Genomic DNA, 17,175 nt, shown 5'->3' on the forward strand with positions numbered 1-17,175 from the left:
ACACGGTGAACCTCTACCGTTTCTGCAGGCTGGGTAAAACAGGACGGACGTTCCATATCTTTTCGGCATATTCCCGAACCACGCGGTCACTTGAAAATTTCCCCATGTTTGCCACATTTAAAATGGCCCGACGCGTCCATTCGGGCTTATTTTTGTAAAGGGCTTCCACTCGTTCCTGACAGGCCACAAAAGAATCATAATCGGCCAGCAAAAAATACCGGTCTCCCCCGCCGGTCAGGGAATCTATAATCGGCCGGAATCGGCCGGGTGAATCCGGAGAAAAGAACCCGGAAGCGATCATATCCAGGACCTGTCTGAGTTCCGAGTTGGCCGAGTAGTAATCGTTTGGATCATACCCTTCCTGTCGTAATTTTGCAACTTTCTCCGCATTCAGTCCAAAAATAAAGATGTTTTCTTCCCCAACCTGCTCTTGAATCTCAATGTTCGCGCCATCCAGGGTTCCGATGATCAATCCGCCGTTGAGCGCCATCTTCATATTCCCTGTGCCGGACGCTTCAGTCCCGGCTGTGGAGATCTGCTCGGAAAGCTCGCATGCCGGGATAATATCCTCGGCGGTGGAAACATTGTAATTGGGAATGAACACCACCTTCAGGCGGTCCCCGATCATCGGATCGTTGTTCACCCTGTCTGCAACGTCATGAATCAATTTGATGATGATCTTGGCCTGAACATAATCTGGCGCGGCTTTTCCGGCAAAGATCACGGTGCGGGGGATCCGTTGGGCGCCGGGATTGGAGCGAAGGCGGTTATAGAGAGTAATGACATGAAGCACATTCAATAACTGTCGTTTATATTCATGAATACGCTTCACCTGAACATCAAAGAGGGAACTCACATTCACCTCAATCCCGAGATGCTTTTTGATTAACCCTGCCAGACGCTCTTTATTGGCCCGCTTCACCTCATAGAATTTATTGCGAAAATCCTCGTCCTCCGCGAGTGGAATGAGTTCTGTAAGATGGTCCAAATCAGAGACCCATTTTTGTCCGATCCGGGAAGAGATCAGGCTGGCCAATCGAGGGTTGGCCTGATTTAGCCACCTGCGGGGAGTGATCCCGTTTGTGATGCTGAGGAAACGGTCCGGATAAAAACGATTAAAACCTGCAAAGATGGTCTCCCTCATCAACTGGGTGTGAAGTCTGGCCACTCCATTGACCTTATGGCTCCCGACCACGGCCAAATGGGCCATACGAATTCGTCGTTCTCCCTCCTCCTGTATGATCGACAGCCGCTTAACGAGATCCATGTCGCCCGGATAACGCTGGGTCAGTTCTTTAAGAAAACGTTTATTGATTTCATAAATGATCTGAAGGTGTCTGGGGAGCATCGCCTCAAACAGACTGACAGGCCAGGTCTCTAACGCTTCAGGAAGCAGCGTGTGGTTCGTATAGGCAAAGGTACGAAGGGTAATCGACCATGCCCGATCCCAATCGAGGTGATGGATGTCCAGGAGAATCCGCATGAGCTCGGGGATGGCAATGGAGGGGTGGGTGTCGTTGAGCTGGATCGCCACTTTATCAGGAAGGAGCTCCAATGAACCATGATCTTGAATAAAACGACGGAGGATATCCTGCAGGGAGGCGCAAACGAAAAAATATTGCTGTTTTAATCGAAGCTCACGCCCGGAAACGGTCGAATCGCTGGGATAGAGCACCTTGGAAATAATCTCCGATGCCACTTTGTCCTTAACCGCCTCGATATAGTTGCCCTTGTTAAAATATCTGAGATCAAAATCCCGGGTCGCCTTCGCGGACCAGAGCCGCAAGATGTTCACCGAATTGGTATTTGTTCCGTAACCGGGAATGGGGATGTCATAGGCCATCGCCATCACCTCGTCCCCTCCCACCCAGCGGTAGACAGGGTCGCCGTTTTCCACATGATCCTTCTCGACCCGGCCATAGAATCTGACCGGGTAGAGCATTTCAGGACGTGGAAACTCCCAGGGGTTTCCAAGTCGAAGCCAGTTTTCAGGGTGTTCGACCTGGTAGCCTTCCTCAATTTTTTGCTGGAACATCCCGTATTCATACCGAATTCCATACCCATAACCTGGCAGATGGAGGGTCGCCATGGAGTCCAGAATGCAGGAAGCGAGTCTTCCCAGTCCCCCGTTTCCCAAAGCCGCTTCCACCTCAATCTCACAGAGTTTTTCCAAATCCTGGCCCATCTCATACAGAACCTGATGAGAAACATCTTTTAAACCCATATTGAGCAGACCATTGGTCAAAGACCTCCCGATCAAAAACTCTAAAGATAAATAATAAACACTCTTGGCGTCTTTTAAATGATTCTGAGGTTTAGTTTCCATCCGGCGTTGAATCAGCCGGTCCCGCACCATATAGGCCGTTCCGGTAAGCCAGTCACGTTCTGTCGCCATACCGGGATCTTTGCCCATGGAATAGAGGAGCCGCTTGCCCAATGAACGCTTGATAGAGGCGGGATCCATTCCGATTTTTTCATATAAAAAAGGTTTTTCGTTTGATTCTGAAGCCAAAGCTTAACTCCTCCGGTTACATTTTTTCGGCAATTGACGCTTGAGAAAGATCGTAGAAAGTATGAACCTTTGACACATTAATTTCAAGTGGCGGAAATGAGAGAGTAAAAATTACTCCTTGCAATTTTTTAGATTTCCATGAAAATATACAAGAGACTTTATTTTTTCAGGTTCGATTCTATGCGTATTCTGTATGCCTCGTCAGAAGTTTTCCCTTTCGCCAAAACAGGGGGATTGGCGGATGTAGGCGGATCCTTTCCGTCTGCCCTCGAACGGCTGGGGCATGAAGTGAAGGTCATCATGCCAAAGTACGCCGTCATTCCGGGGGATCAATGGGAATTTAAAAAGGTGAAAGATTTTACCCTCAGGATCGGGAAGAAAGACCATTTCCTCACCCTTTGGAAGAGTCACCTTCCCCGCACTTCAGTTGAGTTTTTATTTCTATCCAGCCCTCTTTTCTTCAACCATAACGGCCTGTACAGCGAAAACGGGAAGGATAATCCTGATAATCTGGAAGGATTTTCAGTTTTCAGCCGCGCCGTACTGGAAGTGCCAAAACTCTTAAACTGGAAGCCTGACATTCTCCACGCCAATGACTGGCAAACAGGGCTGATCTTTGCTTATTTAAAGACCCGCCTCCGGGGAGAACCCTTATACCAAAAAACGGGAACCCTTTTTACCATTCATAATATGGCTTATCAGGGACTGTTTCCCGGTTCGGATTTTCCAAAACTTGACCTCCCCAGGGACGCCTTTACTCCCGACACTTTGGAATTTTACGGACAAATTAACTTTCTCAAAGGCGGCCTGGTTTTTGCCGATATCCTGAATACAGTCAGCCCTACCTACAGTCAGGAAATTCTAACTCCTGAATATGGCTGCGGGTTGGAGGGAATCCTTCAAAAACGACGGGGCGACCTTTTTGGAATTATCAACGGAGCCGATTACCAGAAGTGGGATCCTGCCCGCGATCCCTATCTTCCCCGTTGCTACAACGCCAAATCTTTGGAAGGAAAATCGATCTGTAAAAAGACGCTCCAGGGAAGATGCAAATTCCCTCAAAAGGATGTTCCACTGGTCGGAATCATTTCCCGTTTAACAGCCCAGAAGGGAATCGACCTCGTCCTCGGAATCCTGGAAGAGTTGATGTGTCTTGATCTTCAGGTTGTCATTCTCGGCCTTGGGGAGCCGGATCTCGAGAAAAAGCTGCTGAGAGAGGCTCGCAGGTTCAATGACAGGCTTTCGGTTCACCTGACCTTTGATGAATCGTTTGCCCACCGCGTTGAAGCAGGGGCGGATTTATTTCTCATGCCGTCGAGATACGAACCTTGCGGCCTGAGTCAAATCTACAGCCTCCGATATGGAACCATTCCCGTGGTCAGAAAGACAGGCGGGTTGGCCGACACGATCATCGATGCGACCCCTTCAAATATTTTATCCGGCCATGCCACCGGGTTCATGTTTGAAACGGCGAGTCCTCTCGCACTTTTGACGACCCTTCGGTTCGCCCTATGCCTGTTTAAGGACCGTCCTGTCTGGAATAAAATGGTTCAAGCCGCCATGGCGGTTGATTTTTCCTGGGACCATTCCGCACGGGAATATGTGAAGCTCTATGAAAGAGCTTTAAAAAACGTAAAATGATAGCCCCCTGACCACTACCGGCCCTTCATAAAGAATCTTGACAAGGGGGGTTGTCCATCCCATACTTTATACATGAAGACGATTTCTCCCGCTGATTTAGAAAAAAAAATAAAAGAACTTGGCGCGGAAATCATCAACCGGTTAAACAGTAAACCCTCTTTTTTGTCCGCAGCCGCTCCTAAAGGGTGGAGCGATTCGCTGATCTCTCTCTCCCTCAAAAACTCCCGGGTTAAAACCGGCCTTTTTCAGTTGATCGACGTGCTCCCCTCGATCAAAACAGATACGGAAGTTGCTGAAATTTTTTCCGAATATCTCGGCGGCGCAATCAAAGAACTTCCCTTGCCTTTTAGGCAGGCGTTTCAACAGGTTGAGAAAGGGAAGTGGCTGGGACCTTTGGCTGCAAAGTCGATCCGTTCCGCGGTCAAATCTTTGTCCTCCCATTTTATTCTTGGGAACACCGTCGACCAGGCCAAACCGGCGATTGAACACCTAAAAAAAACCAACCGGAAAGTCAGCCTCGATCTTTTGGGAGAGCTGACCGTTTGCCCTTCTGAAGGGATTCATTATCAAACCCGTTATTTAAACCTGCTGGATGACCTCGTTTCACTCAAGGAAGAAGGAGAGTCCCAAATCTCCGTCAAGGTCTCCTCCCTTTACCACCGGCTCGATCCTCTCGATTGGGAAAATTCAATCGAGATGTCATTAAAAATGCTTCGGCCTGTTTTTAGAAAAGCCAAACAGCTCAACACCGGGATCATTCTCGATATGGAGTCTTTTTACTATAAAGACCTGATTTTAAAAATCTTTACGACGCTATTGGAGGAGGAAGAGTTCCGGGAAAAGCCGGCGGCGGGAATTGCCGTTCAAGCTTATTTAAAAGAGTTCCTTAAAGACCTTAACAGGCTGATTTCGTGGGCCAGGTCGATTAACCGGCCCATTTTGGTCCGCCTGGTGAAAGGGGCTTATTGGGACACAGAAACAGCTTTCGCCCTTCAAAGGGGGTGGCCTATTCCTGTTCTCGCTCAAAAAGCTGAAACGGACCTTCAGTTTGAAGAAGGTTTAAAACTTTTAATTGAAAATAATCGGGTCATTCAACCGGTCATCGCGAGTCATAATATCAGGAACATGACCTTTGCCATGGCATTGAATGACATTCTGGGGTTTCCAAAAGAGCATCTTGAATTTCAAATGCTTTACGGAATGGCCGAACCGCTTCAGAAGGCGGTTGCCGGTATGGGATATTCGCTTCGGGTTTACGCGCCTATCGGGGATTTGCTTCCGGGGATGGCGTATCTCATCAGACGTTTGATGGAAAATAGCGCCAACACCTCTATCCTCCACCAAACTTTTTCTGATAAGCCCGCGTCAATGGATTTGTTAAACCCGCCTCAATTAAATGCAAAATCTGAAATTCTGAAAACAGATCCTCCGGCCGGATTCAAAAACGAACCGCCACTCGATTTTTCAATTCAGGAAAACCGTGATCAGGTTCAAAATGGGTTAAAAAAAATGGTTTCCAGGCTTCAGCATGAAGTCCCGCTTTACCCGCTTCTCCTCAATGGAAAAAAAGTTTCAACCGGAAAGACATTCAATGCCGTAAACCCGTCATTGAATGCCCAGGTTTTAGGAAGGGTCTCCCAGGCATCCCTTGAGCAGGGGAAACAGGCGGTTGAAGCGGCCCTTCGGGCATTTTCCGCCTGGAAACAGACCCTTCCTTCTTTCCGGACGGCGCTCCTTTTAAGGGTCGCGCGGCATTTTCAACAGATCCGCCATGAATTGATTGCGATGGAAATTCTGGAGATTGGAAAAACCTGGAAGGAAGCCGATGGAGATGTTTGCGAAGCAATTGATTTTTTGACGTTTTATGCCAATGAAATGATCCGGCTCGACGCCTTTTCGAAATCTGGAAAGGCGGCTTTCTCGTTCCCGGGGGAGGAAAACAGCCTCTCTTTACACCCTTACGGCGTGATGGCCGCCATCCCTCCCTGGAATTTTCCCCTTGCCCTTGCTGCCGGAATGGTGGCTGCGGGACTGGTCACTGGAAATTGCGTGATTTTTAAACCCTCTTCATTAAGCCAGATTCTGGGAGCAAAGATCGTCGAGGCCTTTCTTGCCGAAGGCGTGCCTCCCGGCGTTTTACAGTTTTTGCCCGGGGAAGGGAAAGAGATCGGGGAGTTTCTGGCGGGGCATCCCGATATTCCCTTAATCACGTTTACCGGCTCCAACGAAGTTGGGCGGCGCATCCTCGAAGTTTCCTCTCGTCTTCAGACCGGACAAAAACAATTTAAAAAGGTGATTGCGGAAATGGGCGGGAAAAATGCCATTATTATTGACGAAAGCGCTAACCTTGACGAAGCTGTTTTAGGGGTGATTGAATCGGCCTTTGGGTTTCAAGGGCAGAAATGCTCAGCCTGTTCCAGGCTGATTGTCCATCAGGCCGTTTACGATCACTTTGTCAAACGGCTGGTGGAAGCAACAGACGGCCTGGTCAGAGGAGATCCTCAATCCCCCTCGACTTTTTTGGGACCGGTCATCGATGAAAAGGCAAAGGTCAAAATCCAATCTTACATTAATATCGGCTTGAAGGAAGCCACGGTCTTATACCATCGGAAGGAAGAATCTCCCGGTTACTTCATCGGGCCGGTCATTTTCGAGGATGTACGCCCTGATTCTGTCCTGGCAACCGAGGAAATATTTGGACCTGTCCTCTCCATTTTTAAGGCAGAAAATTTCGACCGGGCGCTCACACTTGCAAACCATTCAAACTTTGCTTTAACGGGCGGCGTCTACTCAAGAAAACCTTCCCACCTCGCCAGGGCCAAATCTGATTTTCATGTCGGTAATCTTTATCTTAACCGGAAGATAACCGGCGCCCTCGTCGGAAGGCAACCTTTCGGGGGATTTCAACTTTCGGGCGTTGGAATGAAAGCCGGTGGACCGGATTATCTTCTGCAGTTCATGCAGGTCAAGTCTATTGGCGAAAACACCGCGCGAAAAGGCTATATTCCCTAAGAGTCACGCTCAGAGTTTGTCATTCAATGGGGTGCAGCCTTCTCTGCTCGGGCTCCGAAGTTTACCGGCTATTTTTACGATACTAAGGAAGGGTGACCAAACTTCGAAGAGGTCGCTGTTCAGGCTACACCCCATTGAATTACTTTAGATGATCCAGGGCTTCTCTATCGTTGCCAAAGACCAATATCTGCTACGAAAGCTTCCATTGACTTAACGTTCATAATAATATATCTTATAATACTTAATGACCATAATTATGGACGCTAAATATGAGAACGAGTCGATCATCGGTGATACTGCCCATCCCGGTCAGGCGTGCGCTACGCAAGCTGGGCCACGACATACGTGACGCCCGGCGGCGGCGGCGTATCCCTGTGGCTATCGCGGCTCAGCGCGCCTCCATCAGCAGGACAACGCTGGTCAAGATTGAAAAGGGCGATCCCGGCGTTGCGATCGGAATCTATGCTACGGTCCTCTTTGTGATGGGCATGGTCGAGCGCCTCGCCGACCTCGCCGATCCGAAAAACGACACCGTGGGCCTTCAGCTTGTAGAGGAGCAACTGCCGCAACGAATTCGCGGAGCGCGGAAGTAGAAGCGGACCAGAGGAGAGTGATGGACAAAGAGGCTCTTGTGTACGTGGATCTGGATGGCGTTCCCCGCCTCGTGGGGCGACTGTGGTCCCGCGTGCGCAAGCGGAAGGAAAGCGCCACCTTCGAATACGACCAGGCCTGGCTTGAACATCCTGAGCGGTTCTCTCTGGAACCGGCCCTCAAGCTTGGTCCCGGCCCATTTCACACGCCGACCGATACACCGATGTTCGGCGCTATCGGCGACTCGGCGCCGGACCGCTGGGGACGGGCGCTGATGCGCCGCATGGAACGCAGGCGCGCGGAACGGGAGGGAGGAGCCCCGCGCACGCTCCAGGAAATCGACTACCTGCTGCTGGTGGACGATGAGGCGCGTCAAGGCGCGCTCCGCTTTGCCGAACGTGAAGGCGGACCGTTCCTGAGGGAGGAGGGCGTCAAACGCATACCGCCGCTGGTCGAACTGCCGAAACTGCTTTCGGCGGCGGAACACGTCGTGGAGGAGAAGGATACCGACGAAGATCTGCGCCTGCTGTTTGCGCCGGGGTCGTCGCTTGGCGGCGCACGGCCAAAGGCATCGGTCAGGGAGAAGGACGGACATCTCGCGATTGCGAAGTTTCCGCGCCGGGATGATGAAATCAACACAGTGATGTGGGAAGCGGTGGCTCTCACACTGGCAAAAAAAGCCGGCATCGCGGTGCCTGAGAGACGCGTCGAAAACGTGGGGAACAAACCTGTGCTTCTGCTCCGGCGTTTTGACCGGGATGGCGCACGGCGCATCCCCTTTCTCTCGGCCATGAGCATGCTGGGGTCGAAAGACAACGAAACACGAAGCTATCTGGAAATCGTGGACGCGCTTCGCCAGCACGGAGCTGCGCCGAAAGCGGACATGGAGGCGCTTTGGCGGCGGATGGTTTTCAATATTCTGATCTCCAATACCGACGACCACCTGCGCAATCACGGGTTTCTCTATGAAGGTCCGGATGGCTGGCGCCTTTCACCGGCCTACGACCTCAACCCTCAGCCGACCGACATCAAGCCGCGAATCCTCACCACAGCGGTCAACGAGGATGACAACACGGCCTCCCTCGCTTTGGCGATGGAAGTTGCCGGGTATTTCGAACTCGACGCCACCAAAGCCCGCGAAATAGCGGCACAGGTAGGGAATGCCGTCTCGAAATGGCGCGACGAAGCCGCCCGGTATGGTCTCACGAAAGGGGAGATCAACCGCATGGCGTCAGCATTTGAACATCAGGATCTGAAGGCGGCGCTCGATGGGCAGTGAACTATGCAGATAAAGGGGATCATCATTATCGCTTAGTGGAATAATTTGGCGCGCCAGAGGTCGTAATTCGGAGAAGGGGGAGCCTGAACAGCGACCTCTTCGAAGTTTTGATTATCCCACCATAATGTAAAATTCTAGAGATGAGGATAAACTTCGGAGCCCGAGCAGAGAAGACTCCCCCTTCTCTGAATTACTTTAAGCGCTCCAGGGCTTCTGGTTGAGACGGGTCAATGGCAAGAACTTTTTGATATTTTTTTACCGCTTCCCTCTTATTCCCCAACGCTTCCCAATTTTTTCCTTGAAGGAGATAGACTTTCACCAGCCAATCGGGTTGTTGATTCAACATCTGCTCGGCCCGGTCCAACAGCGTGAGAGATTGATAATGCTCCTTCTGTTTAAACCTTGCCTCTGCGAAGAAATAATAGGCGGCCGAATTCTGAGCGTCCAATCCAATCGCTTTTTCAAAACGGTCCATCGCTTTTTTCAAATCGCCATGTTCCAGTTCACTCTTTCCTTTTTCAGTTAAATGAAGCGATGCCATCCGCCGGGGCGTCTCAGATTCACTCCCCCCTTCCTCCCCTGAAAGGGGAGGTGCCGGAGGGGGGAAGGAAAGCGGCGGAGAAGGCGTTTCGTGCCGAAGAGGAGCGCACCCTGAGTACAGAAAAACACTCGCGGCCAATATCAGCACCGCCAATTGTATTTTCTTCATTTTATTTCTTCCCATCGTTCAGGCAAGATTGGAGCGGTTCCGTTCCCTCAAAAAAAGCCTCCTCAATGACTTCCGGGCCGCATTCGGGCGCCCATTTAAGTCCCGTCGAGGGGACGATTTTTTCAAAACGAATCTTTGACGGGAGAGTAAAATCAGAATAGGGAAACTCCTCCAGCGCCTCTTTCATAAAATCGACCCAAATCGGAAGCGCTGCGGAGGCCCCCGTTAAATTCAACTTCTCACCCTGGTCAAACCCTACCCATACCAGGGTCAACAAATCAGGGGTGTAACCCACAAACCACGCGTCGTTATAATCGTTTGTTGTCCCCGTTTTTCCCGCTGCCGGGCGTTGGAACCCTGATTCCCTGATTTTTTTGGCCGTTCCATTTTCAACAACACCTTTCAATAAATAAGTTACCAAAAAGGCCGCTTGAGGGGAAACCGCCGCTGTCACCTCCAGGTTTTTTCCTTCCAGAATCTTTCCATTTGAATCGGTCACCATTTTAATGGTTTGCAGCTCCGTTTTCATCCCCTGATTGGCGAGAACGGTGTAAGCGGAAATTATTTCGAAAGGGGTCACTTCATAAGATCCTAAAGCAAGGGACGGATTTGGCCTTAAAAGACTTTCTATACCGAGGCTTCTCGCCGTTTGAATGATGGCGTCGAGGCCAATCGTTAAAGCAAGTTTAACCGTGGGAACATTCATGGAATTCTCGAGAGCTTTTCTCACCGTTACCAGGCCGTGAAACGTCTGGTCGTAGTTTTGAGGGGACCAGCTTTTGTCGTCCAGTGTCAGGGTAACCGGAGAGTCGTCCAAAAGTGTGGCCGGCGTTATACTATTCGGAGATGGACCTTTTTTAACCGTCTGCTCAAAGGCAGTTAAATAGACAAGGGGTTTGAAGATAGATCCGGGCTGGCGATGGGCCTGGGTGGCCCGATTAAACTGGTTGATCTGATAGTTCTTTCCTCCCACCAGGGCAACGACATGACCCGTATGCGGAGAAACGGCGATCAGGCATCCCTCCAGATCTCGTGAAGGATCGGAATGTTTGAGGTGCGGATAAGTTTTCTCCAGAAAATTCAAATTTTTTTTCAGCGTTTCGTCAGCCATTTTTTGCATTTCGACATCCAGAGTCGTGTAAATTCTTAAGCCATCGGTATTTAAAACGGACGAGGAATAATTAGAGGACAACTGCTGGCGGACAAGATCCGCGAAAAACGGCGCGGAATGGCCTCCTTCAGGAGATTCCCGAACCTGAATCTTTTCATTCACGGCTTTTCGGTAATCGTCCCCTGAAATGAGGCGGAGGTCCAGCATTTTTTTCAAGACCACGTTTTTTCGTTCAACCGCTTTTTTAAAGTTTTTATGGGGGTCCAGGTGATTTGGGGCGCGGATAATTCCGGCCAGAAGAGCCGATTCTCCAAGCGTCAGATCTTTAACGTCCCTGGCAAAGTAGAACTGCGCCGCTTTTCCGATTCCAAAGATTCCGACGGAACCCTTTTGACCCCAGTAAATTTCATTCAGATAGGTCTCCAGAATCTGCTTCTTGGAATATTGGGCCTCGAGAATCAGAGCCATGAGGGCTTCGTTGATTTTTCTCGTCAGGGTTCTCTTCTGGTTCAGAAAAAAATTTTTAACCAACTGCTGGGTCAGGGTACTGCCCCCCTGGACAATTTGATTCGATCGGATATTCGTTAAAAACGCGCGAAGAATACTTTTTACGTCGATTCCATGATGCTGATAGAACCGTTCATCTTCGATGGCAATGACCGCCTGGACCAGCGAGGGAGGAATCTCGTCAAGCTTTATGAGCATACGCTCCTCCCAGGAATTTTCAAAAAATCCGGCAATCAACTCCGGTTCCATCTCCTGGAAATAGATATCTTCCAGGTTATCAGAACGAGAAATCCGGGAAATTTTTCCCCGGTCGACCTCTAATCGCAAAACATACCCTTGAAAGGGTTCCTCCGGATAAGGAAAATCATGGAGATAAATGATGATCTGGTCTCCTTGAACGGAATAATCGCCTTTAACGCTTATTTTCCCGGAACTCAAATGATAACCCAGACGTTCCAGCCTGGGGAAAATATGGCTCCCCTCAATCGTTTGTCCCGGATAAAGGCCAAAAGGGGCGGAATAAACTTTCGAAGGTAAGTTCCATTTTTTACCTTCAATCCTGGTCGTAATCATTATTTTTAAATAGAAAATATAGGTTAGAAATGATAAACTAACCGCTAAATAAATTAAAATATATTTTTTAACTTTTTTCCGCATCCGGCGACCCCTTTTTAAGATTAAACGATTTGGAGATCGGCAATCTTCTGAACCGCTTTATTTTAAGATCCCTTTAAGAAAGGTAGATTGTGTCCAGGCCCTCTTTTCAAGATGTCCCGCGAATTTTAATCGTAGATGATGAAGAACCTATTCGTGAAATTCTAACAAGTATTGTCAACAGCTTCGGCTATCCCTACAAATCGGTTAAAAACGGGTTTGATGCAATAACGCTGCTGAATCAGGAACCGTTTGATGTCGTTTTGTGCGATGTCAGAATGCCGATGTTAGACGGTTATCAGCTCATCAAATCGGTTTTGCCCTGTCAGCCGCATCTTGCCTTTGTGATGATTACAGCCTCGGCCGACGCAAAAACAGCCACCAAAATGTTCCAGGCTGGCGCGACAGATTATATCACCAAACCCTTCCATGCCCAAGAGATACGAGAAACTCTTTTCAAAACGATCGAGACGCAAAGAAAAAAAAACGAAGAACGGATTTACCTCCGGACGATTGAGAAGGCGATTCAAACCCAGTCTGCCATGCTCACCGATGCTTTAAAGGTGGTTGATATTTCCCATAAGGGAACCCTTGAAGCTCTGGTCAACGCACTCGATGCTCGCGAGCACGAGACCCAATGTCATTCAAAACGGGTGAGGGATTACACCCTCCATCTTGCCCAAAAGGCAGGCCTGGATAGTCGTTTAATGCCTCTCATCGGGGACGGGGCGTTGCTCCACGACATCGGTAAAATCGGGGTTTCAGATGCCATTCTGTTAAAACCCGCAAAATTGACCGCTGAGGAATGGGTGGAAATGAAAAAACATCCTCAAATTGGCTACACCATGTTGAAAGAAATTTCTTTTCTTAAAGAGGGTGCCGATATTGTTCTTTCTCACCAGGAACGTTTTGACGGAACCGGCTACCCCAGAGGGTTGAAAAAAGAGGAAATTCCCATAGGCGCCAGGCTTTTCTCGATTTGTGACACATTTGACTGCATGACTTCAAACCGGCCTTACCGAAAAGCCCTCTCCATGGAAAGAGCCCTGGAAGAAATTAAAACATATTCGGGAACCCAATTTGATCCCGAAATGGCCTCTGTTTTTTTAAAGACCCCTTTGGAAGATTGGATAAAAATAAAAGAACAAGCTAATTTAACCTGAAACCTTTGAATTGAAAGTAGATTTAAAATATGTCCAACCCGTCTGAACAATCGATTCCTTCACAGGGAACAGTGACGTCGTATTACAGCAACCCATTGAAAGAACATCAAGCGGTTCGAAACGGGGCGGGTTTTTTTAATTTCAATTCCTATGGAAAAATTGAAATTAAAGGGAACGACAGAGTGAAGTTCCTTCAGGGACTTACGACCAATGACGTCAAAGGACTTTCTGAAGGAAAAGGGCTTTATACCGTTATTCCGACGGTAAAGGGGAAAGTTGCTTCAGAAGCCATCGTCTTTTATTTTCCCGAACACCTTCTGCTGGTGGTCCAACCGGCGCTAAGAGAAAAAACAGCCCAAATTTTGAACCGTTATAAAATTGGGACAGATGCTCAGGTTGGAGATGCGACCGAAAAAACAGGACTTTTATCAGTGCAAGGCCCAAAAACCGAGAGTCTTCTTAGATCCCTCGTTCAAGATTCTTTTCCCCTTCTCCCCCCCTATCATTTTTTTTCCACAAAAATAGGGGATGTTCCAGTTCAAATTATTCATCATGAATGGTCCGGAGAAAAAGGGTTTGACATCCTTACGTCATTCCAAAATTTTGAAACAGTGTGGGAGACCCTTTTAAAGACGGGAGAACCCTATGGAATCGTCCCGGTTGGAATGGAAGCCTATGAAACGCTTCGAATCGAAGCCGGTCTTCCCCTTTACGGAAAAGAACTTTCAGAAGAGATTCTTCCTCAGGAGGCGGGTTTAGAAGCCAAAGCCCTTAGTTACACAAAGGGGTGTTATATCGGCCAGGAAACGATTGCACGGCTTCATTATTTAGGACATACCAACCGGTCTCTCGTCGGGCTGTTTGTTAATCACCCTGACATTCCGCAAAAAGATGATAAAATAATATCAGGTGAAAAGATTTTGGGAGCGGTAACGAGCGCCGTCTTTTCTCCTTCGCTTCAAAAGGTCATCGCCATGGCCTATGTACAGCGGCAGTTTATCCAAACGGGGACTCCGGTGGAAATTGATCATGAAGATAAAAAGCTACCCGCCGTCGTCACGGAACTCCCGTTTTACCAAAATGACAGGAAAGAAAAAAATAAAGGGTGAACTCACTTAGTTCAATCAGGATGGAACACACACTTCTTCTCAACGCGACCTATGAACCTCTGCGGGTCGTTTCATGGAAAAAAGCCCTGGTCCTCTTTTTTCAAGGTAAAGTAGAAGTTCTTGAAGAATACAATAGGGAGGTCCATTCCTTTTCCCTGACCATAAAACTTCCCTCCGTCGTTCGCCTTCTTTACCGGATTCATCCCAACCATAAACACCGGGTCGTTAAATTTTCACGAGTTAATATTTTTACCCGTGACAAACATTCGTGCCAGTATTGCGCTAAAAAATGCAGGTCAGACGAATTAACGTTTGATCATGTTATCCCGATCGCGAAAGACGGCCGCAAAACATGGGAAAATATCGTCACGGCCTGCATAAGGTGCAACCATATTAAAAGCGGGCGGACTCCGGAGGAGGCGGGAATGAAACTCATTAAGAAACCTCAGCGGCCGAGGTGGAGTCCTTCTCTGACCATTACCATCGGAATAAAACATACGCCGGAGTCGTGGAGGGATTATCTCTACTGGAACATGGAATTGGAACTCTGATTTGTTGATAAAGAGTCCTCTGCTGCGTTCTCGCCTTTCGGCCTCTTTCAACGTACCTACTATGTACGCCTCAGTCGTCCTCAAGGCTGCGGCTTGCGACCCACCTTCAACAATACCATGCTGGAAGTCCCGTGCGGGGCATATGACCCATTCTCAACAGATCAAAAATCTACTCTTCGTCGGGGTCTTCGTCAGGCAGGTCGAGAAAAATCGTTTCCTCTTCTATTTTAACCGGATAGGTTTCAACCCGATAGGCAGGCTGATTCGAGGACTTTCCCGTCACGACGTTAAATTTCCAAAAATGAAGCGGGCAAAGAAGCGTCTGGCCAAACAACATCCCCTCTCCAAGCGAACCTCCATTATGCGGGCAGATGTTTGAAATCGCATAAACCTGATTCAAAATGTTGAAAAGCGCAATTTCCAGTCCGTTAATTTCAATGATTTTTTTACCGCCGGGGGGAAGATTAGACGTTTTTAGGACTTTAACAAAAGGCATTCTGAAGATTCTGCAGGGATAATCCGGAAGACCCCCTTAAAACCCAAATAAAAAAGGAGGAGTTTTCTCCTCCTTTTTTATCCTAAAGGATGTTTTAAAATACTTTAATGAGCGGCTTCTTCGGGATGGAGCCGATCTTTTTTTGCTAAAAGGTCTTCTTTGCTTTCCGGATGCGCGGGATCCAAAATGCAGCAATTGTCAATCGGACAAACTTCCGCACATTTGGGCTGGTCATGAAATCCAACGCACTCCGTACACAGCTCATGTGAAATTACATAAATATCACCATTTTCTCCATGTCCGGGAGTTACCGGATGTCCTTTGGCTTCCGACTCAGCGCGATTTTCAAAAATTGCCTCATTAGGACATTCAGGCAAACAGGCTGAACAGGAAATACACTCATCGGTAATATATAAAGCCATCTTTCTGATCCTCCATTTACTAAACGACGATAACTTAATTTCAAGGGGTCACTCTTCTTTTTAGGAAAATAAAGAAGAATATGAAGTCATTATAATGTGGGATTATGATTGAAATCAATACAAAAAAATTAATTTTTTTGGGCAATAATTCTGGCCGTAATTTTGTCCCCTTCCCCTTTACCTTCTTCGTAGAAATGAACCCTGAAATCTCTAAAAAAATTTAATAATTCATTATGCCCCAAACAAAATTCTACGCGCCGGGGAGAACCATGCTGGAGATGCTGGTCAATCAGAAAAGTTTCATAAACCACAAACCCGTTTTTTTTCAATGCCGCCTTGATTTGCGGGAATAAATCTCTTTGTAAATAAAAAAAACAGATCACCAGATCATAGGTATTTTCAGGAAGTGCCGTCTTTTCGAGGTCGGCTTCGATTATTTTAACGGGTAAATGGGTTATTTCAATTTTTCTTTGACACTCGGCAATGGATTCTTTGGAAAGTTCAATCCCGTCGATTTCGTAGCCATTCTGGGCTAAAAAAAATGAATTTCTTCCCCTGCCCATGGCGAGATCAAGAACCTTTCCATTTTTTTGAAAGGTTAGAATTTTTTTAAGAAATAACGAAGGAGCTTCCATTGATCAGGGCCGGTGAAGGATTTCAATGAGTTCGGTCATAAAAGAAACGGCAGATGACTGATTGTTGCGGGAGTAAACGGCTATCAGATTTTGGAGCATTCTTTCTAAAATCGCCCGGGTACCGGTTTTATGCAGATATTCCTCCTGATCACCATAACCTGAATGAGTTAAAAAATCAATACATTCCACCCAAGACCAGCGATAGACTTCGCACCCACTTATTAATCATGTCATTGCGAGCACCGAAGGGTGCGTGGCAATCTTATCGTAAAGTCTTGAGATTGCTTCACTTTGTTCGCAATGACAGCTTTCTAACTCTGTTCTCCGACGCCGATGAATTTATCCTCATCTCTAGATGATGACATTAAGGTTGATAAGCAAAATTCATCGAAGTCTCCATCCATGGCATACCAGGCACTTTCGTCAATGCCCACCCTTCACTGAAGGGTTACCATTCCTGCGGAAAATTAAGACTTGAATTTGATCGTTAAGCATCTCTTATTTGTAATCAGCAAGAAAATTTTTTTGTAACTACTCAGGAGTGTCAGGGAGGAAAAAGCATTTCAGGCAAGTACGGTTGACCTGTCATGGACTGGGAAATGGATTGCAAGAGGTTCCAGCCGTTTTTACGAGCTGTGGATAGGTAGCTTCTGATGCGGGCAAAGTTTTTTGCGCCTTGTAAGGTTCGGAAGCATCCGGATATTTTCTGACGCACCTTGATCATTCGGATATCTTGCTCTGACTGGTTATTGGTGAAGGGGACGCGCAGGTCGTGAAAGAAGG

15 protein-coding genes are annotated in these 17,175 nt (G+C 47.9%); 7 read left to right on the forward strand and 8 right to left on the reverse strand.

Going from position 1 to position 17,175, the window contains the following annotated elements; translation table 11 throughout:
* Positions 1–13 precede the first annotated feature (13 nt).
* Entirely contained in the window at positions 14–2,464 is a 2,451-nt protein-coding gene (locus tag HYR79_05880) for a glycogen/starch/alpha-glucan phosphorylase (GenBank protein ID MBI1821221.1), read from the reverse strand.
* A gap of 228 nt (positions 2,465–2,692) precedes the next feature.
* Between HYR79_05880 and glgA the strand changes: the two genes are divergently transcribed.
* The 4 genes from glgA (at position 2,693) to HYR79_05900 (ending at position 9,035) form a co-directional block, all read left to right on the forward strand.
* Complete coding sequence (gene glgA, locus HYR79_05885; GenBank protein ID MBI1821222.1) at positions 2,693–4,153, forward strand: glycogen synthase GlgA; 1,461 nt, start codon at positions 2,693–2,695, stop codon at positions 4,151–4,153.
* A 72-nt stretch (positions 4,154–4,225) separates the two neighbouring features.
* The gene (locus HYR79_05890) at positions 4,226–7,165 is read left to right on the forward strand and encodes a bifunctional proline dehydrogenase/L-glutamate gamma-semialdehyde dehydrogenase (protein ID MBI1821223.1); all 2,940 of its coding nucleotides are present in this window, start codon (positions 4,226–4,228) and stop codon (positions 7,163–7,165) included.
* 269 nt (positions 7,166–7,434) lie between these two features.
* A complete protein-coding gene (locus tag HYR79_05895) occupies positions 7,435–7,758 on the forward strand; it encodes a hypothetical protein (protein MBI1821224.1) in 324 nt (107 codons plus the stop codon).
* 20 nt (positions 7,759–7,778) lie between these two features.
* Positions 7,779–9,035 carry a type II toxin-antitoxin system HipA family toxin gene (locus tag HYR79_05900; protein MBI1821225.1) on the forward strand — a complete coding sequence of 419 codons (1,257 nt, stop codon included), beginning with the start codon at positions 7,779–7,781 and terminating at the stop codon, positions 9,033–9,035.
* A gap of 190 nt (positions 9,036–9,225) precedes the next feature.
* On the opposite strand, the gene HYR79_05905 is transcribed toward HYR79_05900, so the two are convergent.
* Both HYR79_05905 and HYR79_05910 read right to left on the reverse strand, forming a co-directional pair.
* Positions 9,226–9,744, reverse strand: a complete 519-nt coding sequence (locus HYR79_05905; GenBank protein ID MBI1821226.1) for a tetratricopeptide repeat protein — start codon at positions 9,742–9,744, stop codon at positions 9,226–9,228.
* Between the two features lies 1 nt (position 9,745).
* Positions 9,746–12,019, reverse strand: coding sequence for a PBP1A family penicillin-binding protein (locus HYR79_05910; protein ID MBI1821227.1), 2,274 nt, complete (start codon positions 12,017–12,019; stop codon positions 9,746–9,748).
* Positions 12,020–12,108: 89 nt separating this feature from the next.
* Between HYR79_05910 and HYR79_05915 the strand changes: the two genes are divergently transcribed.
* The 3 genes from HYR79_05915 to HYR79_05925 are packed head-to-tail and all read left to right on the forward strand — an operon-like array spanning position 12,109 to position 14,839.
* Positions 12,109–13,179 carry a response regulator gene (locus tag HYR79_05915; GenBank protein MBI1821228.1) on the forward strand — a complete coding sequence of 357 codons (1,071 nt, stop codon included), beginning with the start codon at positions 12,109–12,111 and terminating at the stop codon, positions 13,177–13,179.
* A gap of 29 nt (positions 13,180–13,208) precedes the next feature.
* Positions 13,209–14,288 (forward strand): aminomethyl transferase family protein, encoded by a 1,080-nt coding sequence (locus HYR79_05920; GenBank protein ID MBI1821229.1) that lies wholly within the window; start codon positions 13,209–13,211, stop codon positions 14,286–14,288.
* 20 nt (positions 14,289–14,308) lie between these two features.
* Positions 14,309–14,839, forward strand: coding sequence for an HNH endonuclease (locus tag HYR79_05925; protein MBI1821230.1), 531 nt, complete (start codon positions 14,309–14,311; stop codon positions 14,837–14,839).
* A 169-nt stretch (positions 14,840–15,008) separates the two neighbouring features.
* Here the strand turns inward: HYR79_05925 and HYR79_05930 are convergent, their stop codons facing one another.
* From HYR79_05930 to HYR79_05950, 5 genes are all read right to left on the reverse strand, one after another.
* Positions 15,009–15,335: a Rieske (2Fe-2S) protein gene (locus tag HYR79_05930; GenBank protein MBI1821231.1), complete on the reverse strand. Its 327-nt coding sequence runs from the start codon at positions 15,333–15,335 to the stop codon at positions 15,009–15,011.
* 104 nt (positions 15,336–15,439) lie between these two features.
* Positions 15,440–15,757 (reverse strand): 4Fe-4S dicluster domain-containing protein, encoded by a 318-nt coding sequence (locus tag HYR79_05935; protein ID MBI1821232.1) that lies wholly within the window; start codon positions 15,755–15,757, stop codon positions 15,440–15,442.
* 128 nt (positions 15,758–15,885) lie between these two features.
* Complete coding sequence (locus HYR79_05940) at positions 15,886–16,392, reverse strand: class I SAM-dependent methyltransferase (protein MBI1821233.1); 507 nt, start codon at positions 16,390–16,392, stop codon at positions 15,886–15,888.
* Between the two features lie 3 nt (positions 16,393–16,395).
* Positions 16,396–16,581 (reverse strand): hypothetical protein, encoded by a 186-nt coding sequence (locus HYR79_05945; protein MBI1821234.1) that lies wholly within the window; start codon positions 16,579–16,581, stop codon positions 16,396–16,398.
* Positions 16,582–16,936: 355 nt separating this feature from the next.
* Positions 16,937–17,175 (reverse strand): transposase (locus HYR79_05950; protein MBI1821235.1); only part of this gene is annotated, 239 nt, incomplete at its 5' end.

The sequence above is a fragment of the Nitrospirota bacterium genome, assembly GCA_016178585.1.
Lineage (GTDB): Bacteria > Nitrospirota > Nitrospiria > JACQBW01 > JACQBW01 > JACOTA01.

Excerpts from the sequence above, each read along its gene's own strand:
- HYR79_05880 (MBI1821221.1), bottom strand. The coding sequence starts at position 2,464 with ATGGATCCCGCCTCTATCAAGCGTTCATTGGGCAAGCGGCTCCTCTAT.
- HYR79_05895 (MBI1821224.1), top strand. The coding sequence starts at position 7,435 with ATGAGAACGAGTCGATCATCGGTGATACTGCCCATCCCGGTCAGGCGT.
- glgA (MBI1821222.1), top strand. The coding sequence starts at position 2,693 with ATGCGTATTCTGTATGCCTCGTCAGAAGTTTTCCCTTTCGCCAAAACA.
- HYR79_05900 (MBI1821225.1), top strand. The coding sequence starts at position 7,779 with ATGGACAAAGAGGCTCTTGTGTACGTGGATCTGGATGGCGTTCCCCGC.
- HYR79_05925 (MBI1821230.1), top strand. The coding sequence starts at position 14,309 with ATGGAACACACACTTCTTCTCAACGCGACCTATGAACCTCTGCGGGTC.
- HYR79_05920 (MBI1821229.1), top strand. The coding sequence starts at position 13,209 with ATGTCCAACCCGTCTGAACAATCGATTCCTTCACAGGGAACAGTGACG.
- HYR79_05940 (MBI1821233.1), bottom strand. The coding sequence starts at position 16,392 with ATGGAAGCTCCTTCGTTATTTCTTAAAAAAATTCTAACCTTTCAAAAA.
- HYR79_05935 (MBI1821232.1), bottom strand. The coding sequence starts at position 15,757 with ATGGCTTTATATATTACCGATGAGTGTATTTCCTGTTCAGCCTGTTTG.
- HYR79_05930 (MBI1821231.1), bottom strand. The coding sequence starts at position 15,335 with ATGCCTTTTGTTAAAGTCCTAAAAACGTCTAATCTTCCCCCCGGCGGT.
- HYR79_05890 (MBI1821223.1), top strand. The coding sequence starts at position 4,226 with ATGAAGACGATTTCTCCCGCTGATTTAGAAAAAAAAATAAAAGAACTT.
- HYR79_05905 (MBI1821226.1), bottom strand. The coding sequence starts at position 9,744 with ATGAAGAAAATACAATTGGCGGTGCTGATATTGGCCGCGAGTGTTTTT.
- HYR79_05910 (MBI1821227.1), bottom strand. The coding sequence starts at position 12,019 with ATGCGGAAAAAAGTTAAAAAATATATTTTAATTTATTTAGCGGTTAGT.